Annotated in this window: 20 protein-coding genes; 17 read left to right on the plus strand and 3 right to left on the minus strand. The window is 41.2% G+C overall.

All coding sequences use genetic code 11. The annotated features are described in order from the left end of the window. Nucleotides 1–53 precede the first annotated feature (53 nt). The 6 genes from MPH60_RS00305 to MPH60_RS00330 all read left to right on the plus strand — a co-directional run bounded on the left by MPH60_RS00305 (nucleotide 54) and on the right by MPH60_RS00330 (nucleotide 5,260). On the plus strand, nucleotides 54–1,154 hold the full coding sequence (locus tag MPH60_RS00305; protein WP_241593877.1) for a GerAB/ArcD/ProY family transporter: 1,101 nt from the start codon (nucleotides 54–56) through the stop codon (nucleotides 1,152–1,154). Between the two features lie 108 nt (nucleotides 1,155–1,262). Beyond that, nucleotides 1,263–2,369, plus strand: coding sequence for a GerAB/ArcD/ProY family transporter (locus MPH60_RS00310; protein ID WP_241593878.1), 1,107 nt, complete (start codon nucleotides 1,263–1,265; stop codon nucleotides 2,367–2,369). A 270-nt stretch (nucleotides 2,370–2,639) separates the two neighbouring features. Next, nucleotides 2,640–3,413, plus strand: coding sequence for an extracellular solute-binding protein (locus MPH60_RS00315; protein WP_241593879.1), 774 nt, complete (start codon nucleotides 2,640–2,642; stop codon nucleotides 3,411–3,413). A gap of 21 nt (nucleotides 3,414–3,434) precedes the next feature. Further along, nucleotides 3,435–3,905, plus strand: coding sequence for a COG4315 family predicted lipoprotein (locus MPH60_RS00320; protein ID WP_241593880.1), 471 nt, complete (start codon nucleotides 3,435–3,437; stop codon nucleotides 3,903–3,905). 77 nt (nucleotides 3,906–3,982) lie between these two features. After that, a complete protein-coding gene (locus tag MPH60_RS00325; RefSeq protein ID WP_241593881.1) occupies nucleotides 3,983–4,537 on the plus strand; it encodes an RNA polymerase sigma factor in 555 nt (184 codons plus the stop codon). Next, nucleotides 4,538–5,260: an anti-sigma factor gene (locus MPH60_RS00330; RefSeq protein WP_241593882.1), complete on the plus strand. Its 723-nt coding sequence runs from the start codon at nucleotides 4,538–4,540 to the stop codon at nucleotides 5,258–5,260. Nucleotides 5,261–5,380: 120 nt separating this feature from the next. Here the strand turns inward: MPH60_RS00330 and MPH60_RS00335 are convergent, their stop codons facing one another. Next, complete coding sequence (locus MPH60_RS00335) at nucleotides 5,381–6,754, minus strand: sigma-54 interaction domain-containing protein (RefSeq protein WP_241593883.1); 1,374 nt, start codon at nucleotides 6,752–6,754, stop codon at nucleotides 5,381–5,383. Nucleotides 6,755–7,048: 294 nt separating this feature from the next. On the opposite strand from MPH60_RS00335, the gene MPH60_RS00340 reads away from it, so the two are divergent. From MPH60_RS00340 to MPH60_RS00370, 7 genes are all read left to right on the plus strand, one after another. Further along, nucleotides 7,049–8,068 (plus strand): NAD(P)/FAD-dependent oxidoreductase, encoded by a 1,020-nt coding sequence (locus MPH60_RS00340; RefSeq protein ID WP_241593884.1) that lies wholly within the window; start codon nucleotides 7,049–7,051, stop codon nucleotides 8,066–8,068. A gap of 25 nt (nucleotides 8,069–8,093) precedes the next feature. Further along, nucleotides 8,094–8,342: a ferredoxin gene (locus tag MPH60_RS00345; RefSeq protein ID WP_241593885.1), complete on the plus strand. Its 249-nt coding sequence runs from the start codon at nucleotides 8,094–8,096 to the stop codon at nucleotides 8,340–8,342. A gap of 90 nt (nucleotides 8,343–8,432) precedes the next feature. Continuing rightward, the gene (locus MPH60_RS00350) at nucleotides 8,433–9,515 is read left to right on the plus strand and encodes an aromatic ring-hydroxylating oxygenase subunit alpha (RefSeq protein WP_241593917.1); all 1,083 of its coding nucleotides are present in this window, start codon (nucleotides 8,433–8,435) and stop codon (nucleotides 9,513–9,515) included. Beyond that, nucleotides 9,508–10,959, plus strand: coding sequence for an aldehyde dehydrogenase family protein (locus MPH60_RS00355; protein WP_241593887.1), 1,452 nt, complete (start codon nucleotides 9,508–9,510; stop codon nucleotides 10,957–10,959). The genes MPH60_RS00350 and MPH60_RS00355 overlap by 8 nt, the downstream gene beginning before the upstream one ends. 17 nt (nucleotides 10,960–10,976) lie before the next feature. Next, on the plus strand, nucleotides 10,977–12,059 hold the full coding sequence (locus tag MPH60_RS00360) for a tartrate dehydrogenase (protein WP_241593889.1): 1,083 nt from the start codon (nucleotides 10,977–10,979) through the stop codon (nucleotides 12,057–12,059). Between the two features lie 199 nt (nucleotides 12,060–12,258). Then, nucleotides 12,259–13,809, plus strand: coding sequence for a BCCT family transporter (locus tag MPH60_RS00365; protein WP_241593891.1), 1,551 nt, complete (start codon nucleotides 12,259–12,261; stop codon nucleotides 13,807–13,809). A 149-nt stretch (nucleotides 13,810–13,958) separates the two neighbouring features. Beyond that, complete coding sequence (locus MPH60_RS00370) at nucleotides 13,959–14,654, plus strand: YjjG family noncanonical pyrimidine nucleotidase (protein WP_241593898.1); 696 nt, start codon at nucleotides 13,959–13,961, stop codon at nucleotides 14,652–14,654. Nucleotides 14,655–14,744: 90 nt separating this feature from the next. On the opposite strand, the gene MPH60_RS00375 is transcribed toward MPH60_RS00370, so the two are convergent. Further along, nucleotides 14,745–16,043, minus strand: coding sequence for an MFS transporter (locus MPH60_RS00375; RefSeq protein WP_241593900.1), 1,299 nt, complete (start codon nucleotides 16,041–16,043; stop codon nucleotides 14,745–14,747). Between the two features lie 431 nt (nucleotides 16,044–16,474). Here MPH60_RS00375 and MPH60_RS00380 point away from each other — a divergent pair, with 431 nt between their 5' ends. The 3 genes from MPH60_RS00380 (at nucleotide 16,475) to MPH60_RS00385 (ending at nucleotide 17,556) form a co-directional block, all read left to right on the plus strand. Next, on the plus strand, nucleotides 16,475–16,654 hold the full coding sequence (locus MPH60_RS00380) for an IDEAL domain-containing protein (protein ID WP_137019900.1): 180 nt from the start codon (nucleotides 16,475–16,477) through the stop codon (nucleotides 16,652–16,654). Nucleotides 16,655–16,933: 279 nt separating this feature from the next. Beyond that, complete coding sequence (locus tag MPH60_RS27650; RefSeq protein ID WP_260359184.1) at nucleotides 16,934–17,062, plus strand: hypothetical protein; 129 nt, start codon at nucleotides 16,934–16,936, stop codon at nucleotides 17,060–17,062. Between the two features lie 173 nt (nucleotides 17,063–17,235). Continuing rightward, on the plus strand, nucleotides 17,236–17,556 hold the full coding sequence (locus MPH60_RS00385) for an antibiotic biosynthesis monooxygenase family protein (protein WP_241593902.1): 321 nt from the start codon (nucleotides 17,236–17,238) through the stop codon (nucleotides 17,554–17,556). 481 nt (nucleotides 17,557–18,037) lie between these two features. Here MPH60_RS00385 and MPH60_RS00390 read toward each other — a convergent pair whose 3' ends face one another. Next, nucleotides 18,038–19,441: a sigma-54 interaction domain-containing protein gene (locus MPH60_RS00390; protein ID WP_241593904.1), complete on the minus strand. Its 1,404-nt coding sequence runs from the start codon at nucleotides 19,439–19,441 to the stop codon at nucleotides 18,038–18,040. Nucleotides 19,442–19,984: 543 nt separating this feature from the next. On the opposite strand from MPH60_RS00390, the gene speB reads away from it, so the two are divergent. After that, nucleotides 19,985–20,983 (plus strand): agmatinase, encoded by a 999-nt coding sequence (speB, locus tag MPH60_RS00395; protein WP_241593906.1) that lies wholly within the window; start codon nucleotides 19,985–19,987, stop codon nucleotides 20,981–20,983. Nucleotides 20,984–21,053: the final 70 nt, after the last annotated feature.

Genomic DNA, 21,053 nt, shown 5'->3' on the forward strand with positions numbered 1-21,053 from the left:
TCTATCAGTAGGTAGCGTGCAATTTACATATTATTGCAGAAAGGAGGAAGATGATGGAGAAAGGGAAAATTTCATCTCTGCAGATGGCATTCATGATGTATCCGACGATTGTGGCAACAGCTATTATCGGGGTTCCCAGCATCACAGCGAAATATGCCAAAACTGATTTATGGCTGTCACCCATTTTTGCTGCGCTAATAGGGTATTTGACGGTGTATATCGCTTATAAACTGCACCAACTTTTTCCAAAACAAACGGTCATCCAATTCACTGAAAAGATCATCGGTCGGATTCCAGGGAAAATTTTTGGGTTTTTACTCTTGTTTTTTTATATCCAGAACACGGGGCTAATTCTTAGAGGCTACGCAGAATTTGTTGTCGGCTCTTTTCTGGTACGTACCCCGATCAGTGTGATCATGGTTTCGATGGTGCTTCTTTGTGCGTTCATCGTACGCGGGGGAATAGAAGTGTTGGGGCGAGCTGCTGAATTGTTTGTACCTGTTTTCATTTTTCCACTCTGTATCTTAATCCTCTTGCTGATTCCTAATCTTGAATTCAAGAATATTTTCCCCGTATTGGCGGATGGCATCATGCCTCCAATCAAGGGTGCGATTGTACCGGGGGGATGGTTCAGCGAGTTTTTCCTGATCATTTTTCTTCTTCCTTTTTTGGCGGATATGAAAAAAGGGATGAAAACCGGTATGAAGTCTGTCTTTGCCGTGATGATGACGTTAATTGTGGTGAATCTTACGGTTCTTTTTGTACTCGGGGCAACAACATCCACAAAGCTTTACCCCTTGATGAATGCATCTCGATACATCAGTGTTGCCGACTTTTTTGAACATGTGGAATCCGCCGCCATGGCGGTATGGATAGTGGGGGCGTTCGTGAAAATTTCCGTTTTTTATTATGCATCTGCTTTAGGTACAGCGCAGTGGCTGAATCTATCCGACTATCGTCCTATTGTATGGCCGATAGGGATTTTGATTGTCATATTCAGTCTTTGGTCGTTGCCTAACTCTGTGGATGTCAGTCGTAATGATATCAACGTCTTCCCTTTACAAGGAATTTTGATGCAAACGATCATTCCCCTGTTATTGTTGGTGATTGCTGCTGTAAGGAAAAAAAGTCGTAAAGGAACCGAAACCGGCTGAATGGATTGAATCTCTATTTTGTAGCCGTTTGAAGAGTTTATGAAAAAGTAAGTCTATCAGTGGGCTGAGAATTCAAATTTACATACGATCACAGAAAGGAGGAAGATGATGGAGAAAGGGAAAATTTCAGCTTTACAGATGGCATTCATGATGTATCCAACGATTGTTGCAACGGCCATTCTCGGGGTTCCAAGCATCACAGCTAAATATGCCAAAACTGATTTATGGTTGTCCCCCATTTTGGCGTCTCTCATCGGGTTTGCGACGGTGTATATCACTTATAAACTGCATCAACTTTATCCGAGACAAACGGTTATCCAATTCAGTGAACAGATCATCGGTCGGATTCCGGGGAAAATTCTCGGTTTTTTATTCTTGTTTTTTTATATTCCTATTACAGGGCAAATCCTAAGAAGTTATGGGGAATTCATTGTCGACTCCTTTCTGGTCAAAACCCCGATTAGCGTGATCATGGCATCGATGGTACTCCTCTGTGCCTTTATCGTACGCGGAGGGATAGAGGTGTTAGGGAGAGCTTCCCAATTGTTGGTTCCTGTTTTTATCTTTCCAATCTTCCTTTTAATCATCTTGCTGGGCCCTGATCTTGAATTTAAGAATATATTCCCGATATTGGGGAATGGAATTATGCCTCCAATCAAGGGTTCGATTGTACCGGGTGGATGGTTCAGTGAGTTTTTTCTGATGATTTTTCTCCTCCCTTTTTTAGCGGATATGAAAAAAGGAATGAAATATGGGATGATGACCGTGTTTGCCGTGATGATGACGCTAATTGTGGTGAATCTCCTGGTTCTTTTTGTACTCGGGTCAACAACTGCCACAAAGAATTATCCTGTGATGAATGTATCTCGGTACATCAGTTTGGCCGACTTTTTTGAACATTTGGAATCCGCCATCATGGCGGTATGGATAGTGGGTGCATTTGTGAAAATTTCCGTGTTTTATTATGCGGCTGCTTTAGGTACAGCGCAGTGGCTGAATCTCTCCGACTATCGTCCCGTTGTATGGCCGATAGGTATATTGATTGTTGAATTCAGCTTTTGGTCGTATCCCAGCTCTATGGATGTCAGTCGATATGATATCATCGCGTTCCCTTTTCATGGAGTTTTGATGCAAACGATCATTCCCCTGATATTGTTGGGAATTGCTATGGTTAGTAAAAGAAATAGACAAAGAAAGGGAAGCAAATCAAGCTAACCTTTTCTGCGAACTTTTTGATCTTTTGTTTAAGAGGCTTGAAAAAGTATGGGCATGAAAGTAGGCAAAAGGAGCTCTATCTTAATGTTACAGTCTGCAACCATTCCATTTTCGAATGGTTTTTTTTGTTGTGAGGAAAAGTAAAAAACTGGAGATTTTTAGATGTACTTTACAGCAAGTTAAAATAATTAACAATTTTTTTCAAACCGTTTTGAAGTTTGTCCCGTTATCTATAGTACAAAGGCTTTTTAGAAGGGAGAGAAGAAAGATTTGAAAAAGGTAATTTTTGTTGGGTGGATATCATTGATGCTAGTACTTTTAGGATTTTCACCGGAACTGGGTCCAAACCGGGGGCAAGCTGTCAACGACGTCGTAAAAGTATATGGACCAGGTGGACCTCTTGGACCTATCAAGGAAGTGGCGGAAAAATTCACCAAAGAAACGGGGATAAAAGTTGAAGTAACAGCGGGACCCGAAGAAAAATGGATTGATCAAGCCAAACAGGATGCGGATATCATTTACGGAGGGTCCGAGTATATGCTAACAGATTTTATCCATGATCATCCGGAAATTCTTGATGAAAAAAACCGTACAGAATTGTATACACGGTCAGCTGGCATCCTGGTTAGAAAAGGAAACCCCAAAAATATACAGTCCTTGGAGGATTTAACGAAGAAGGGTGTAAAGATTGTGGATGTTAATGGAGCCGGGCAACTGGGGCTATGGGAAGATTTGGCTGGAAGAAAAGGATTGATTCCTGGAATTAGCAGGAATATTGCCATTTCAGTGAAGTCCAGTGCAGAAGCTATCGATCTATGGAAGGCAAATTCAAAATTGGACGCCTGGATCACATATGAATCCTGGCATTACCGTCTGGCGGATGTGACGGACCTGGTTCAGCTTCCTGAGGAGGACCAGCTCTATAGAGGAACCCCGATAAGCATAACGAGTAAGAGTGAAAACAAGAAAAAGGCAAAACAATTCATTGATTATCTTAAAACGGAAGAATCCCATCAAGTATTTCAAAAATGGGGATGGAAGTAAATTGACGAGGAGTGAGAGCATATGAAAAAGTGGATGGTATTTTCAGTTTTTATGATGGTTCTAGTTTTGGCGGCATGTGGAAATGAAGCTAATGATCCATCCCAAAATGATCAAGTGGTTAGTGGTACTGCCGATGAAAAAGCAGAAACCCTAAAATTAATGAAAAGTGAAACAACAGGCGAATACTTGGCTGATTCCAAGGGAATGTCACTTTACTTTTTCAAGAATGATAAATCTGGAAAAAGCAATTGCATCGGTGATTGTCTGAAAAAATGGCCGCCGTTCATGGAAAGGGATTTTGCTGTTCCAAAAGGATTTGAGGAAAAAGACTTTGGAACCATTGAAAGGGAAGATACAGGGGAAGAGCAGGTAACGTACAAAGGTTTTCCGCTCTACTATTTTGTGAATGATAAGGCAGCGGGAGATGTCAATGGCGAAGGCGTGAAAAATGTTTGGTATATTGTAAATAAAAAGACGGTTTTTCCAAAATAAGAAAAAGGGACGATCATTGATGGTCGTTCCTGTTACACGTTTTTTCCAAATTTACTGGTGAGGAGTTGCAGGTGCGATTGAAAGAAAAACTTGATAAGGAATTGATGGCATTAGTAATGAAAAAGCATCGTCCTGCTCTGGAAGAACTTTATGACCGGCATATTAAATTAATCTATGGTTATATTTTTAAGTTCACAAATGGAAATGCAGAAAAAACGAAGGAGATTGTGCAGTTGGTCTTTTTAAAGCTCTGGACCACAAAAAGCAGCTACAATTCCGAAAAGGGGCACTTTGTAAGCTGGCTTTTGACCGTTACACGAAATGTGTGTGTGGATTATGTCCGTAAAGACAGCGTTCATATCCGGAATAATGAACACATGGACATGTATCGTCCAATTGACATAGAAGATCCGAATAATGATATAGAAAATGGGCTATTACACAGTGAAATTGCCAATGCAAAAAGTAAGTTAAGCAAGCCGCAAAAAAGACTGATTGATTTATTGTATTGGAAAGGGTACTCGTTAACCGAAATTGCCAAAATCGAAAATGAACCGATTGGTACCATCAAGAGCAGACTTCACCAGTCGCTTAAATTATTGAAAAAGTATTTGGAAGTAGGTGGTTTGTAAATGAATATAGAGTGTGCTAACCTGCTTTCATTTTTATCGGGTGAACTGGGTGAAAAAGAAAATAAAGCATTCGCGGAACACTTAACACAATGCTCTGAATGCACTAGGGAGTATGAACAAATGACGGAAGCCTGGAAGTCATTGAAATGGGATTTCAAAGAAAGGGAACCCTCTCCTTCCCTGAAATCAGAGGTTATGAATTTTGTCTTTGAGACGGATGATGAAGTTCAGGTGAGAAGGGAAAAGAATTGGAGTCGTTCTTTCTTTAAGCAGTTTACACCAGTAACTTCAGGTCTTTTGTTGGCAGCGCTAGTTTTGGCGTTTGTGCTGTTATATTCCAATATTCAATTGAAAAACGAACTTGCGGCCATCAATCTGCCAATGGAGGTTAAAACGTCGCTATCGTTGCAGCCTGTCGATAAGACGGCTGTAAATATGAATACGGACGGGGCTGCATACATTTTGCAGCAAGGAGAAGGAAGACGGTTAATCGTGCAAATTCAGAATTTGCCTAGCCTTCAAGAGTCCGAGGTGTATCAGGTGTGGTTGCTGAAAGATGGAAAACGGACAAATGCAGGAACTTTCAAGCCTGATGAAGCAGGCACAGGTTCATTGACATACAACCTGTCCATAGATGATAAATTCAATCAAATTGGCATCACAAGAGAACCAGATTCAAATAGTACAAAACCGAGAGGCGAGAAAATAGTTGGCTCTTCATAAAAATAAGAGACTTGCCCGCAAAGGGAAGTCTCTTATTTTCTGTTCGTACCTGAATTTAAAAGCTAAGTGATTTAAACAAGAAGGAGTCGTAATTACAATGGAAGCTCATTATCATGTTATCTATTTATTCATTAAGTCCTCACAGTATTCCCGGATCAATGCCGAGGCTTTCGTTTGGCTGATAGAGAGGTCCTTCGCGACTTTCCTTGATGATTTATATGTTTGGTAAGATTTCCTGATCAATATCCGTTTCGTTTCATCAAGTGCTTTATCGAGAGAAGTGGGGAGATCAATCTGTGTGACCTGTTCAACGTTCTCGGTTATCATTTCAGGCAAGTCGGACATCAGGATAACGGATTCACTTATTAGGACCAATCTTTCAATCAAGTTTTCGAGCTGGCGTACATTGCCGGGCCATGAATAATGAATTAATAGGTTCAAGCATTCTTCCGAAATGACTTTATTTTCATGATATCTTTCATTGAACTTATTTAAAAAATTGTACGTAAGGGGAATGATGTCCTCTTTACGCTCTCGCAATGGAGGCAATTGAATATCAATTACATTCAATCGGTAAAATAAATCTTCCCGGAATTTTTTATCATTGACCATTTCTATTAAGTTCTGGTTTGTTGCAGCGACGATGCGGATGTCGACTTTTTTCATTTCACTGCCGCCGACGGGAATGAATTGTTTATCCTGGATTACTTGGAGGAGCTTTGCCTGCAGAGCGAGCGGTATTTCCCCAATTTCATCAAGAAAGACAGTGCCGCCGTCTGCGGATTCAATCAATCCGCGTTTTCCAGTTTTATTTGCACCTGTAAATGCTCCTTTTGAATAGCCGAATAGTTCGGATTCGAGCAGTTCCTCCGGAATGGCTGCACAGTTGATCGTCAGGAATGGTTTGCTTTTCCGCTTACTGATCCGGTGGATGAAATGGGCAAGCACTCCTTTACCCGTTCCAGATTCCCCCTGGATCAAAATCGTCGAATCCGTCGGCGCCACCTTTTCACAAAAAGTGAGGATGCGGTTGATTTTACCGCTGTTAGTAATGAATCTCCCCGTTTCATCTTCGTCATGAGTCAATTTCGACTCATTACTTGCTTCATTTGCTTTTAACATTTTATACGTTTGTGTTTCTGTGGACGTAGTGACGACCAGTTCAATTTCCCCTGCATCATTTAAAATTGGAATCGCCGATGTCATCAATTCAGCCCCAATATACGTTTGCTGTTTCATGTAGCAAGGCTTTTTTCTTTTAAATACTTCAGGCACGATGGAGGGCGTCCAGTATCCTTTTTCAAATAAGTCCACATTATTTTTCCCGATCACATCAGTAGGCTTCAGCCCATAATGGCGCTCACATGCCTTATTGACGTAAAGGATCCGCTTTTCTCCGTCAAGGACGAAAATCTCATCTGAGGAATGATCAAGAATCTTTAATAGAGCTTGGAGTGTCATCTCGACACTTTCAGTAGAATCCGTACTTTTCATAAGGTAATCCTCTCTTTTCAAAAGGGAATGAGTGAATTCTGAATAACGTTTCATCAAAATTGAGTTAATTATAACTCAATTTGATAGCGTTTTCAAAAATGATTCTAAATATTTAGTATATTAAAGGCGGTTTCCGTGGTTGGCACGCATATTGCAATATATATAATTATCAATTGCTGAAATTGACGAAGTGCTAGGGGTGCATGTCAGTAATTATTGCATGCATTCACATGTAAGCAAAGCGATTCTAGTAAATGGAATCGTATCACGGAAGACATCTAGGGGGGAATGAGTTTGGAAGAAAAGTATGAAGTCTCTGACATCACTATTATCGGGGGAGGACCGGTTGGTTTGTTTACCGCCTTTTATGCGGGGATGCGCCAAGCTTCAGTGAAAATCATCGAAAGTCTCCCTCAATTGGGAGGGCAGCTGTCTGCTTTGTACCCTGAAAAATACATTTATGATATTGCGGGTTTCCCGAAAATTCAGGCCCAAGAGCTCATCAATCGATTACTGGAACAAATGGGTCAATTCAAAACGGATATATGTCTTAATCAATCTGTAGAGACCATTGTCCGGACTTCGGATGGGATGTTTGCCATTACGACATCTGAAGAAACACATTATACGAAAGCGATAATCATCACTGCTGGAAACGGGGCATTTCAGCCTCGGAAATTAAAAATCGAAGGCGAAGAAAGATTTGAAAATGCCAACCTTCATTATTTCGTCCAGAATATGAGTCAATTCGCTGATAAGAAAGTGGTTGTGTTCGGTGGCGGTGATTCGGCAGTCGACTGGTCGCTAATGCTTGAACCGATAGCTGAAAAAGTGACACTCATACACCGAAGGGATAAATTTCGTGCCCATGAACACAGTGTAGAGCGGTTGAAACAATCCAAGGTTGAGGTCTTGACTCCTTATATCCCTGACGAACTGATTGGAGAAGAAAGAATAGAAAAAGTGATTGTGACGGATGCGAAGAGTGGAAAACAGCTTGAATTGGAAGTCGATGACGTTCTCGTAAATTATGGATTCGTATCATCAATAGGTCCAATAAAGGATTGGGGACTAGAAATCGAAAACAATTCCATCGTTGTCAATTCTAAAATGGAAACGAATATCAAAGGTATATACGCTGCAGGAGATATTTGCACGTACGAAGGTAAGGTGAAGCTGATTGCTAGCGGGTTCGGTGAAGCTCCAACAGCAGTGAGTAATGCAAAAGTTCATATCGACCCGAGTGCGAAAGTTCAGCCGCTGCACAGCACGAGCACAATGGGAGGAAAAGAGAAAAGCACAACATCCGTTTAATTATGTGAAAAGGGGGGGGAGCCACATGGCTACATACACAATGGTTGATCAGGAGACATGTATCGCTTGCGGGGCATGTGGAGCGACTGCACCGGAGATTTTTGATTATAACGATGAAGGAATCGCCTTTTCAATCCTGGATGCCAACACAGGAATAACTGAAGTATCCGAAGATCTTGAGGAAGACTTGGAAGATGCTTTTGATGGTTGTCCGACAGATTCGATTAAGTTGGCGGCGGAACCTTTCGCCAATATACCAGTGAGTGCCCGTTGAAGCGGAAGGTCGGATAAATTAAAAAATATCAAATTTTAATAGCTAGTATGGCAGGAATGCTAGTAATCATTTTTTAGGGGGAAATGAATGATGGCTTATAACAAGGTGGAAAATGTAACAAATCGTACATTTGAAAGAACATTGACATATGACAAATACACCGATCCGAAAGTTCTCGAAAAGGAAATCGATCTAGTATTCTCTAAATCTTGGCAGCTTGTGGGTCATATCAGCCAATTGGAAAAAGTGGGATCATTCTTTACGACAGAAGTGGCAAACGAGCCGATCATAGTGAACCGCGGTCAGGATGAGGTGATTCGCGCTTTTTATAACGTTTGTCCGCATCGTGCCACTAAGCTTGAAAAAAGTGAATCAGGCAAGAAGAAAATCTTGCAATGCAGTTATCATGGATGGACATTCAAATTGGATGGGAAATTGAACAAAGCGCCGAATTTTAAAGGAGAAGATGAAGCCTGTGTACAAGATGCCTGTTTACGCTCCGTTCGCATGGAAATCTTGGAATCTTTAATTTTTGTAAACTTGGATGATCATGCAAAACCGCTTAGCGAATCCTACGGCGATTTCTTTGACCGTTTAAGTAAATATCCGTTTTTAAGTGAGTTAAAAAGAACAAGTCAAAAAACGAGGGTGATCAAGGCAAACTGGAAAGCGTTCATAGATAACTATTTAGAATGTGACCATTGCCATGTAGCACATCCAAGCTTTGTTGCAGCGCTCGATATGGATGATTACCAAATCATTACCTGCGATAACTATTCACTGCAAGGTTCGATCGTTAGACCGGATAAAAATTACGGAACGGTCGATTTAAATCAGGCGGAAATGCAAGGTGGATCCTTTTTCTGGCTGTGGCCTAACTTGATGTTGACCATTTATCCAGGTCCCGGAAATATGGCAACCATTCAAATGGTTCCGATTGATCACGAAACGACTTTGGCTGTTTACACATATTATTTCCGCGATGAGAATTTGACTCAGGAAGAGAAAGATCTTGTTACGTTTGCCGAACAGGTCCGACAAGAAGATGTGGAACTTGTAGAGCTGGAACAAATCGGTTTCCGCTCCCGTGCCTTTAACAAAGGTAGATATTCTTCTTCGGAAAAAGCAATTGTTCAATTTCATGAAATGGTATTGGAGGCCCTAAATGAGTAAATTAGCGAATCAATTTAAATCGATGAAACAATATTTGATGATCAATGGCGAAAAAGTCGAAACGGAAAGCTATGCCCCGCTATATTCCCCTTTTTCCGGGGAAGAAATCGCCCAAATTGCCATGGCTGATAAAGAGCTGACCGAAAAGGCGATTGCAGCCGCCTACAATGCGCGCGAAGTCATGGCGAAAATGCCAGCATATCAAAGGGCGGATATATTGGAGAAGGCTGTCGCGTTATTAATGGAGAATGCGGAAGAAGCGGCAGAAATCATTTCCCGTGAATCAGCTAAACCGATCATGTTCGCAAAAGCGGAAGTTGGAAGGACCATCGAAACGTATAAGTTCTCGGCTGAAGAAGCGAAACGGATTCACGGTGAAACAATTCCTTTTGATGCAGCCATAGGAGGTGTTGGCCGAATTGGTTACACGCTAAGAGAGCCGATCGGGGTCATTGGTGCCATCACCCCATTTAACTTCCCGATGAATTTAGTGGCGCATAAAGTCGGACCGGCAATAGCTGCAGGGAACACTATTGTTTTGAAGCCTGCTTCGCAAACTCCGCTGTCCGCACTTTTCATCGCACAAATTTTTGAAAAAGCGGGTCTGCCGGCTGGCGTATTAAATGTAGTGACAGGTCCGGGCGGCACTGTAGGAGAAGCGATTGTAGAAAACGATCGGGTAAGCATGATCACATTCACAGGCAGCCCAAGCGTTGGAATAGGAATCCGCAACAAAGCAGGTCTGAAAAAGACCACACTTGAACTTGGCTCGAACTCAGCTTTAATCATTGATAAAGATATAAATATCGATAAAATTATCGATCGTTGCATCATGGGTGCCTTCTCCAATCAGGGGCAAGTCTGTATTTCATTGCAACGTGTATATGCACATGAAGAAGTGTATGAAGAGTTTGTCGGAAAATTCACTGCAGCGGCCAAAAAACTTAGAATTGGCGATCCATTGGATCCGGATACTTATATTTCCGCCTTAATCTCCAAAGGGGAAGCGGCCCGTGTATTGGGCTGGATTGAGGAAACTAAAGGTAGTAGGGCAACGATCGCTGCAGGGGGGAAATTGCAAGGTGACATTCTTGAACCGACAATCATTACAGATGCGGATCATACGCTAAAGGTTTCATGCCAGGAAGCATTTGCTCCGGTTGTCATTGTCAATAAAGTGGGTTCAGTGAAGGAAGCGATCGATCAAGTGAATGATTCCCGCTTTGGTTTGCAGGCCGGTATATACACGAACAATGTGAAAAACGCATTGTACGCTTCACGGGAATTGCATGTAGGCGGTTTGATCATCAATGATGTACCGACCTATCGTGTCGATCAAATGCCATACGGCGGAGTAAAAGAAAGCGGGACTGGCCGTGAAGGCATTAAATATGCTGTGGAAGAAATGACCGAAATGAAATTGGTAGTTTGGAATCAAGACTGAAATCGAGGAGATCATTTATGAAACAATTCAAAATTGCGGTCATCGCAGGAGATGGCATTGGCCCTGAAGTGATTAATGAAGGCATAAAGGTATTAAAAAAAGTGGCTGAACTGGATTCAGGTTTTCAATTGGATTTCACATACTTCCCATGGGGCTGCGAATTTTATTCCGAAAATGGTAGAATGATGGATGATGATGGGATCGATAAGCTGAAAGCTTTTGACGCAATTTATTTGGGAGCGGTCGGGTTTCCGGGAGTCCCAGACCATATTTCACTATGGGAGCTATTATTGAAAATCCGTAAAAGCTTTGATCAGTATGTAAATATCCGCCCAGTGACATTGTTAAAAGGGGCTCACTTGCCTCTCGTTGATGTGAAACGTGAAGATATTGATATGCTGTTCATCCGCGAAAACAGTGAAGGTGAATATTCAGGAGCAGGAGATTGGCTGTTTAAAGGGCAGGAACATGAAGTTGTTCTGCAAAACGGTGTGTTTTCCCGTAAAGGGACGGAAAGGATCATCCGTTATGCTTTTGAAACCGCGAAAAAAGAAGGCAGATCGCTCTCGAGCATTTCTAAAGCCAACGCCCTGAATTATTCGATGGTTTTCTGGGATCAGGTATTCGAAGAGGTCAGCAGGGAATATCCTGAAGTCGAAACGGCTTCATACCTTGTCGACGCAGCGGCAATGCTGATGATCAAAGACCCGAAGCGCTTTGAAGTCGTTGTAACTTCGAACCTGTTCGGTGATATTTTAACAGACTTAGGGGCGGCTCTTGCTGGGGGAATCGGCCTTGCTGCCGGTGCCAATATTAATCCTGAAAGGGAATTTCCATCGATGTTCGAACCAATTCACGGCTCGGCTCCTGACATTGCCGGCAAAGGTATCGGAAATCCGCTTGCCTCCATTTGGTCAGCAAGCCAAATGCTCGACTTTTTTGGCTATGAATCACATGGTAAGATTGTTCTTGATGCGATTGAGCAACTGTTGCTGGAAGCCCGGGTGCTCACCCCGGATATGAATGGCATGGCATCCACTTCCGAAGTGGGGGACAGGGTGACGGAAATCATCGAGTCAATCATTTTATCCAAGGTCTGAAGGTGAAATGATAAATGACCGTTCAATATGATTGAACGGTCATAAATATTAATTTTGAAATGAAGTTTACTACGTCTTTTTGTCTTAGTCCGGGAATGGGTATGGGGACTAATGACAAAAATTTAATTTTTTATTCGTTAAAGAAAACGTTTACATATCCCGTGTGAACTTTCTATCTTATTATTTAAGGGGTGATTGGATGAAAGGTAAGAAATATGTATTTTATATATCATTAGCGATTAGCTTGTGTTTAATAGCCATTGGTGTATTCATGCCAAGTCAATTGGAGAGTTTTTCTAATTCGTCGCTTGATTTTATCTACAATAATTTGGGTTGGTTCATTTTGGGGAGTGTGTTTACTTTCTTTGTGTTTTGTATGTATATAGGACTGTCTAAATTTGGTCATATACGTTTAGGGGAAGATAGCGATCGCCCTGAATATAAAACAGCAACTTGGATTGGTATGCTATTCAGCGCTTCCATTGGAATCAGTCTAGTATTTTGGGGCGTGGCAGAACCTGTCTCCTACTATATAGATCCTCCTTTTGGTAAAGCCTCTTCCGAAGAGTCAGCAAAACTCGCTTTGCAATTAGTTTACTTGCATTGGGGAGTTTCGGCCTGGGCCTGTTATGCACTTGTGGGAGTTTCTTTAGCATTCTTCCAATTTAGAAAAAAATTGCCTTCATCATTAAGTTCCGTTTTTCATCCCTTAATAGGAGACAAAATCAGAGGCCCCATTGGCAAGGGAATCGATGTGATTGTCATTCTCTCCATTGTCATTGGAATTGCTACGTCACTAGGTTTTGGTACATTGCAGGTTAACAGCGGTTTGAATTTTCTGTGGGATCTGCCGATGAATGTTAGTGTTCAAACTTCAATTATTGTAGTGGTGACAATTATTTATGTAGCATCCACGGTTTCTGGACTACAAGGAGCCATGAAACATTTATCCAATCTAAATATGTTGCTCGCTTTTGCATTACTGGCCTTCGTTCTTTTTCTCGGACCGACCCAAACCATTTTTAAAGTCTTTTTTCAGGGCATAGGTGATTACGTTCAGAACTTTGTTAGCATGTCCTTCAGGACTGAGCCATATAGTGAAGGTAAAGGTACTTGGATAGCTAGCTGGACATTATTTTATTTTGGTTGGTGGATCGCTTGGGCACCACTTGTTGGAAGTTTTGTAGCTAGAATATCAAAAGGGAGAACGATTAAAGAATTTATGATGGGTGCCGTTTTCATTCCGGTAATCGGATCATTTTTCTGGTTTGCTGTTATGGGGGGATCAGCCATTCATTTAATTCAAAATATGGGTGAAACAGCACTGGCTACTGCAGTTTCGACCGATGTAACCTCTGCATTGTTCAAATTTTTTGATTATTTTCCAATGACTACTTTCTTAAGTGTTCTAGCTATGGTTCTCGTCCTGGTTTTCTTCATTACATCCGCCAACTCGGCTGTTTTTGTGTTAGGGATGTTTAGCGAAAATGGAAATCCAAATCCTTCCCATTCAATTAAAATCATATGGGGTGCTGTCATTGCGGCAATTTCCATTGTATTGATCATGACAGGTGGTCTGGCAGGTTTGCAATCTGCACTTGTGGCAACGGCGGTTCCATTGGCATTGCTAATGCTTATTATGTGTTATTCTACGTATAAAGGTCTTAAAGCGGAAATACGTCTTACTATGGAACAACAAAATAAAAAACCTGAAAAAAAATCGCTTCTTCCTGAAAAAGAGGCATTATAAAAAGGGGATTGTCAATTGGTCGAATAAAGGACGCTATTAAAAAGTGTCCTTATTCGGCTTTTTATGTTTAGGAAAAAGTTGATATTCTTTCCTGTTCTAATGATAATGTTAATACAGACGGGATGTGTAAGTAAATTATGGAGGCAGTGATGAAATACGAGATTATCTTATTTGATGTTGATGATACATTGCTAGACTTTGGAATATCGGAAAAAAAGGCACTGCATGAAGCTTTCTTAGAGTTCGGTTTGCCTACAGGGGAGGAGGATTATGCAGGATGCTACCAAGAAATCAGTAAGGTACTGTGGAGGGATTTGGAACAGGGCCTTATTGATATAACAAATCTGGGAGTGGAAAGGTTCAAGCGGTTGTTCCTGAAGCATGGGCTTGATATCGATGCGGATGCGTTCGGCCGTGTGTACCTAGGACATTTGGGAAAGGAAATACATCTTCTGCCAGGGGCTTTGGAGGTTTGCGAGAAGCTTGGAGGATGCCGGCTGGCCATTATAACAAATGGCTTCACGACAGTGCAGACAGCAAGAATCGGGGGGTCACCCCTTTGCAATACCTTTGAGACTTTGATAGTTTCCCAAGAGGCTGGGTTTCAGAAGCCTGATAAAGGGATTTTTGATTATGCATTTTCCAAGTTAAAGATCACAGATAAATCGAAAGCGTTGATAGTGGGTGACTCCTTGACATCAGATATACAGGGCGGCTTTAATTATGGAATGGATACATGCTGGTACAATCCCCATCAAAAGGATAATAATCTGGGAATCAAGCCCACATATGAAATCCGGACGCTGACTGATCTTTTGGAGATTGTAGGAAGTAAACAAGTATAGAGAGGTATATGCATTCTAAATAACAGTGGCCGCTTGTCCGAGTGATAGGACGTGCAGCCTCTGTTATTACTTATGCCAGGGATTTTATAATCAGTTCAAATCCAGCTCATGTGGTTTGAGTGTTTGATCCTTTTCAATCTTTCTGCTGAAATGCGGTGAGAATATACAAAGTGCCAGGGAAATCGCGAGACCTGCCATCATGAATCCTCCAAATACCAAAGGGGATGGGCCATATGATTCCGCCATGGTGGTCCAGATGAGCGGACCGAAACCTGCAATGGCTGCCGCGACCTGATAACCGACCGATAATCCAGTATAACGGACCTTGGCTGGAAAGAGTTCCGAGAATAACGTCCCTTGTGTAGAAAAAATGGCTCCCCATATGACGCCGAGTACAACTGCCTGCATCAAATAGAACCAGCCGACCCCTTGCCCAATCATTGTGAAATAGGGGATGGCCAAGATGAAAAGGAGAATCAGGCCCCCAAAATAGATGATTTTTCGATTGATGAAATCTGAAATGTACCCAATGACAGGAATGGTAATTAGCATTGTAGCGCAGCCAATCGTTAAACCGGTAAGGGCTGAATCTTGGGAATAACCAAAATACATTGTAGTAAAGACGAGAACATAGGACATGATGAATACATTGAAGAACCCGTCCCCGATTTTTAGTCCGATCACTTGCAGCACACTTTTCCAATCGTGTTTCAACGTTTCAATAATGGGAACTTTTGCAAGATCGCCGCTATCTTTCTGCTGCTGGAACTCCGGCGTTTCTTCAATGCCACTCCTTACCCAGATTGCCAATGCAATCAGTACACCGCTTAAAAGGAATGGAATCCGCCAACCCCAAGCTAAAAATTGGGCATCGGTTGTCAAGGAACTGATAAGGGTCAGGCTGAACGAACCGGCAACCAAACCGATGGGGACTCCTAGTTGGGGAATGGATCCATATAACCCACGGACACCCTTTGGAGCAGATTCCGTTGCCAATAGGATGGCTCCGCCCCATTCACCACCCAAAGAAATCCCTTGAATCAACCTCAGGACCACCAAGATGGCGGGGGCGGCCAGCCCAACCTGGGCATAAGTGGGAAGAACACCGATAAGCATCGAACTCCCCCCCATACCAATAAGGGTGAACATGAGTGCAGCCTTCCGTCCAATGCGATCACCCATATGACCGAATAGGATACTTCCGATTGGACGGGCTGCGTAACCAGCCCCGAAAGTGACAAAGGCGAGAAGAAGTGAAATGGCAGGATCGTGATTGGGAAAGAAAAGAGTTGTAAAAACCAGGCCTGTTGCTGTCCCGTATAAATAGAAATCATACCACTCAATAACGGAACCAGCTAAACTTGCGAAAAGAACTCGACTTTTTTTCATGATAAATGCTCCTTTAATGCTAAGTTTTTCATCTAAATTAATTTCAACAATAATAAAGCCGAAAAGAACAAAAATGATGGTTAAGGAATATAAGTAAAAAACTGGATTATTTAGATTATTTTAGAGGGCTTATTCGTACCGGTCAATATTTTTCTGACTTTTCTGAAAAAATGAAGCGAATAACTTAGCTCCAATCATCAGGTAATGGAATATAATTCATTCTAAAGTAATGGAAATAAATGCTTCGATATTCCCGGATAAAATAAAAAATTTTTAATTCAAATCATTTAGTATTTTTTATGTATGGAAGAGTGGCAAAGTGGAAATCATGTGGATAAGGAAATAAAAAAGAGGAAAGGAGAAGTTAATAAATAATAATAATCTCCAAGATATTTAGTATAATAGAAAAAAGGTTAAGGAGTTGGTTTCGTATGGAGAAGCAATTGCCAGGAACATCGCTTGAACCTGAAGAGATGGCTGAAATGGTTTTGAAAAAGGCCCTAAGTGATTACCGGAAAGCACAAATCGAAAAAGAAATCGATCACTCATTAAGAAATCGCGATAAGGAAGAGTTCCTGCGATTAACTGAAATATTGAAGGGCATTTCATGAAATTTAATACACTGTGAACAAGACAAGTAGTAATTGATTAAGGAGTGCACTTAAAAGCCAGCATAGCTTAATAATAAATGTAGCTTTATATAACTGGAACACTCTAATTAAATAGCAATTTTTAGTATTATAATATTTTACATTGTAAGCGCTTTCTTGTATAATCAAATAAAGAAAAAAATGGAGAGAAGTCATGTAAGTCCGCTAATGGCGGAATTCACAGGTATTAGAGGCTGAAAAGGTTCATGCACCGGGATAAAAACTAAAGGGGGAAAAGTTATGAAAAAGAATGGAGTGTCGTTAGTTGAATTTGTTCAGGAGGATCGATTCGAACTCAGCTCCTACATTACTTCTTTATTTAATAAACTGAATGACTATGTTCCCAAAAGTCTTAAAGATAAAAGGTGAATGACAAAAAAAATGGAACAGGAAGATATGCCATAACTTCCTGTTCCATTTTTTTGTTTTTGGGATTTAAAGTTTTAAGTAGGGCACTTAATTCGAAGCCTCAGTAATTGACAATGAGAATCGTTATCGAATAAAATGATTCATTATGAGTACATCGATTGGAGTTGTTCAGATTGTTCGTTCAGATGAGAAAAATGGTGGTAAAAGAAGGCAATGCAGAACTAGTAGTAAAACGGTTCAGTGGGGAAGGAATCATAGAAAAGCAGGAAGGGTTCATCGATTTAAGTGTGATGGTGAAAAAAGTGCGACGCGGGGATGAAGAGGTCATCATTATGATCAATTGGGAGTCGGAGGCACATTGGAAGCAGTGGGAAAAGAGCGAAGCCCATATCGCAGGCCATAAAGCGAACCTTGGGAAACCGAAGCCTGAATATATCGTCAGTTCGGAAGGATCATTATATGAAGTGAAAGCTATAAAAAAGGCAGTGAAATAACCAACGATAAGCTAGCCTGTTTTAATGCTCTACAATAGAAAAGATAATTCCTAAGATACTGGGTGGAATATCCCATTTATCAATCATCGTGTTAGCATAAGGATGCGGAATGGTTACCGTTTACATATAATAGCTTACCTTCACTAAAAGTTCAGGCTCCCATTATGGGTGCCTCTTTTTGTTGATGAACCATCCCGGGTTAGGTTATGTAATGCCTATTCTATTGATATAGTAAAATATCTTTTATTTTCATTAAAATGGAGACAATCATGGAAATGTGAAGAGAAGGGGAGCAGGAGTAACAGGTGCAATTGGAGCAAAGGGAAGAATGAGCTGCTGGATCAACCGGTACAACAGGAGAAGTGGGGGAAATCGGTTTAGTTTCACTTCGAATTGCTGTCATATAAGGCTTCAAAATGTGCCCTTAGCTTTAATTAGCTAAGGACCATTCATGGTTTGCAGGGATTTTAGTCAGAAGCATTTACAAATACTCTTTGTATTTCTTTAATTTATAGATGACTGTTGGCTGGCTGATGCCTAAATGTTCTGCCATTTCGTATGTGGTTTTACATTGTTTCCATGCTTTTGCAATCAGTTGCCTTTCAACCTTTTCCAGTGTCTTCTTTAAATCGAAATTTTCTTCACATTCCTGTTCGATTGCCAGGAAGGTGGAATCTTCAGGCTGTTCTATTTGCCCTGTGATGGATTGGGGAAGGTGTTCGGGAAATATAATGGGTTCTTCTATGGTCAGGATCAACCGTTCAATTAAGTTTTCTAATTCCCGTATATTTCCGGGCCAATGATAATGAGTCAAAACTTCATAAGTCGATGGATGGATTTTTTTGAATTTCTGGTATTTATCACTGGTTTTCTGTAAGTAATGCTGAATTAAGAGTGGGATATCTTCCTTACGTTCATGTAATGCCGGTATTTGGAGGGGAATCACATTCAAACGATAAAATAAGTCCAATCTGAACTTGCCTTGACTTACCATCTCCTTCAAATCTTGATTAGTGGCGGCAACCAGGCGGAAGTTAATATGGCTTTCTTTTTTTCCGCCGATGCGCTTTATCTTTTTTTCCTGCAATACTTTCAGTAATTTAGCTTGCATGGCAAGTGGGAGTTCCCCGATTTCATCTAAGAAAAGAGTCCCGCTGTCAGCCTGCTCAATCAAGCCTTGCCTCCCTTGTTTATTTGCCCCTGTAAATGATCCCGCCTCATAGCCGAATATTTCTGATTCAAACAAACTTTCAGGTATCGTGCTGCAATTCACTTCGATAAAAGGTTCTTTTTTCCGGTTGCTTTGGTCATGAACAGCACGGGCAAAAGTGCTTTTCCCTACCCCGGAAGGTCCTAATAAGAGAATCGTGGCATCGGTTTTTGAAACATTATGGATCGTTTTTAAAATATGCTTCGTTTCATTACTTCTGGCAATCAAATAATGGTTATCCAGTTCCTTTTCTCTTAAATCCTCGACTTCCGTTTGATAGCCTTTTATTTTTCGTTGTAATTGCTCAAATTGATCCTGCAATTGCAAAATCTCGGTTTGATCCTGACCATAGCTGATTACCCTAACGAGAAGTCCTTCCTTATTAAAAATGGGATAGCCAGTAGACATGACGACATGACCCGTTTTCGTTTCTTGCATAATGCGCTTCGCTTTCTTTTCTTTTAAAACAATCGCATTGATGGAAGGTGTGAGAAGTCCTTCACTTTCTAATTGATAGACGGAGGTACCGATATAAGAGGCACTTTTCATACCATAAATCTCCCAAAGCTTTGGGTTGGAATATAAAATGATCCCATCTTGATCGGTAATGAGAATGTTATTATTCGATGTTTCAATAATCTTATTTAGTTCTTCCTCCAGCATATCATCGTACATAAGTTCCGCTCCTTTGGATTTTGGGATGCTGTTTAATTAAAATATAAATCAAAAAGTCGAAATAATCAAAAATTAAATTAAAAAACAAGAAAATGATTAAGTTTTTAATCAATTGAATGAAAAAAAATAACGAAAAGCCCCATATACCACAGCGAAATAGTTGGCCTGAATCTTGCTTATGTATAAGGTAAGAAAAGAATTTTCAAACAAGGTGTTTTATATGTCCATTCTATTGAAAGGCTCTTTTCGTAAAGATTGTTGTTTTTAAAACGAAACGATTTTAGGTTGATTGGAGCGGAAGTGCGAGACTCCTGCGGGAGCAGCGGGACAGGTGAGACCCCACAGGCGTTCACGCCGAGGAGGCTCACCGCCCGCCCCGCGGAAAGCGAGCATTGGAGGGGAAATCGACCACACCGCATTACTTGGTGAATAGCAACAAAGTATGCGAAAACAGCCATTTGAAAAGATGGAAGTTTGTAGGACAGCTGCAAGGGCAGTGGAGACAAAAAAATATGGCAGAATTAGAATTTAGGAGGATGTTACATGATGAAGTATCAACCGAAAGACTCATTCAAATCACCCCGTTTTTGTGGAGTGCGTACGTTTATGCGGCTCCCATTTGTTGAACGGGTAGATGAACATATGGATTTTGTCATTACCGGAATTCCTTTTGATTCCGGGCAATCATTTAGAACGGGTGCGAGATTCGGACCAGAAGCCATTCGCGATTTTTCAATCCTTTTACGTCCTTATAATCCAGAACAAGATATTAATATTTTTGACTATATATCAGGAATAGATTATGGGGATATTCCGATCATTCCGGGGTATATTTCTGAAACATATAAGAAGATTGAAGATGAGCTTACCCCCGTCATTGAAAAAGGGATCATTCCCATTTCATTGGGAGGCGATCATTCCATTACGCTAGGGGAGTTACGTGCGATCGTAAAAAAACATGGACCTGTTGCCCTGCTTCAATTCGATGCTCACTCTGATACTTGGGATAGTTATTTTGACCAAAAGTATAATCACGGAACCGTTTTTCGCCGTGCAATAGAAGAGGGTCTCATCGATGTATCACGATCTCTTCAAATTGGTATGAGGGGCGGTCTGTACGGACCGGAAGATCTTCAGGATGCCCGGGATTTAGGTTTGGGCGTTTATACGACAAACGATTATAAACGTCTCGGGGTTGAAAAGATGCTTGGGGTCATTCATGAGCGTGTTGCGAATGGTCCGGTGTTTTTATCTTTTGACATTGATTTTTTAGATCCGGTTTATGCTCCGGGAACGGGTACCCCTGAAGTTTCGGGTGCCAGCATTGATGATGCTTTAGCCTTAGTGAGAGGCTTGACGAATATAGATTTTGTTGGATTCGATCTTGTTGAGGTTTTACCATCATACGATCACGGACAAATCACGGCTGCCGCTGCCGCTAATATTGTCTATGAATTCATCACACTCATCGCTCTCGCAAAAAAAGGGAAACTGGAGAAAAAAGAGAGAGTCGGAGATTTGGAAACCCAGCTTAACAACTAGTTTCCCCATTTAACTGTAAAGAAGGAAGAAATCAGGTGAAATCCTTTCTTCCCTCTTTACAAAGCGATAA

The organism is Peribacillus sp. Aquil_B1 (assembly GCF_022603275.1).
GTDB lineage: Bacteria > Bacillota > Bacilli > Bacillales > DSM-1321 > Peribacillus.

What these genes read in the sequence shown, in the direction of transcription:
- speB (WP_241593906.1), top strand. Translation starts at nt 19,985, where the DNA reads ATGATGAAGTATCAACCGAAAGACTCATTCAAATCACCCCGTTTTTGT.
- MPH60_RS00370 (WP_241593898.1), top strand. Translation starts at nt 13,959, where the DNA reads ATGAAATACGAGATTATCTTATTTGATGTTGATGATACATTGCTAGAC.
- MPH60_RS00330 (WP_241593882.1), top strand. Translation starts at nt 4,538, where the DNA reads ATGAATATAGAGTGTGCTAACCTGCTTTCATTTTTATCGGGTGAACTG.
- MPH60_RS00305 (WP_241593877.1), top strand. Translation starts at nt 54, where the DNA reads ATGGAGAAAGGGAAAATTTCATCTCTGCAGATGGCATTCATGATGTAT.
- MPH60_RS00390 (WP_241593904.1), bottom strand. Translation starts at nt 19,441, where the DNA reads ATGTACGATGATATGCTGGAGGAAGAACTAAATAAGATTATTGAAACA.
- MPH60_RS00350 (WP_241593917.1), top strand. Translation starts at nt 8,433, where the DNA reads ATGGCTTATAACAAGGTGGAAAATGTAACAAATCGTACATTTGAAAGA.
- MPH60_RS00320 (WP_241593880.1), top strand. Translation starts at nt 3,435, where the DNA reads ATGAAAAAGTGGATGGTATTTTCAGTTTTTATGATGGTTCTAGTTTTG.
- MPH60_RS27650 (WP_260359184.1), top strand. Translation starts at nt 16,934, where the DNA reads ATGAAAAAGAATGGAGTGTCGTTAGTTGAATTTGTTCAGGAGGATCGA.
- MPH60_RS00335 (WP_241593883.1), bottom strand. Translation starts at nt 6,754, where the DNA reads ATGAAAAGTACGGATTCTACTGAAAGTGTCGAGATGACACTCCAAGCT.
- MPH60_RS00365 (WP_241593891.1), top strand. Translation starts at nt 12,259, where the DNA reads ATGAAAGGTAAGAAATATGTATTTTATATATCATTAGCGATTAGCTTG.
- MPH60_RS00310 (WP_241593878.1), top strand. Translation starts at nt 1,263, where the DNA reads ATGGAGAAAGGGAAAATTTCAGCTTTACAGATGGCATTCATGATGTAT.
- MPH60_RS00360 (WP_241593889.1), top strand. Translation starts at nt 10,977, where the DNA reads ATGAAACAATTCAAAATTGCGGTCATCGCAGGAGATGGCATTGGCCCT.
- MPH60_RS00380 (WP_137019900.1), top strand. Translation starts at nt 16,475, where the DNA reads ATGGAGAAGCAATTGCCAGGAACATCGCTTGAACCTGAAGAGATGGCT.
- MPH60_RS00375 (WP_241593900.1), bottom strand. Translation starts at nt 16,043, where the DNA reads ATGAAAAAAAGTCGAGTTCTTTTCGCAAGTTTAGCTGGTTCCGTTATT.
- MPH60_RS00355 (WP_241593887.1), top strand. Translation starts at nt 9,508, where the DNA reads ATGAGTAAATTAGCGAATCAATTTAAATCGATGAAACAATATTTGATG.
- MPH60_RS00345 (WP_241593885.1), top strand. Translation starts at nt 8,094, where the DNA reads ATGGCTACATACACAATGGTTGATCAGGAGACATGTATCGCTTGCGGG.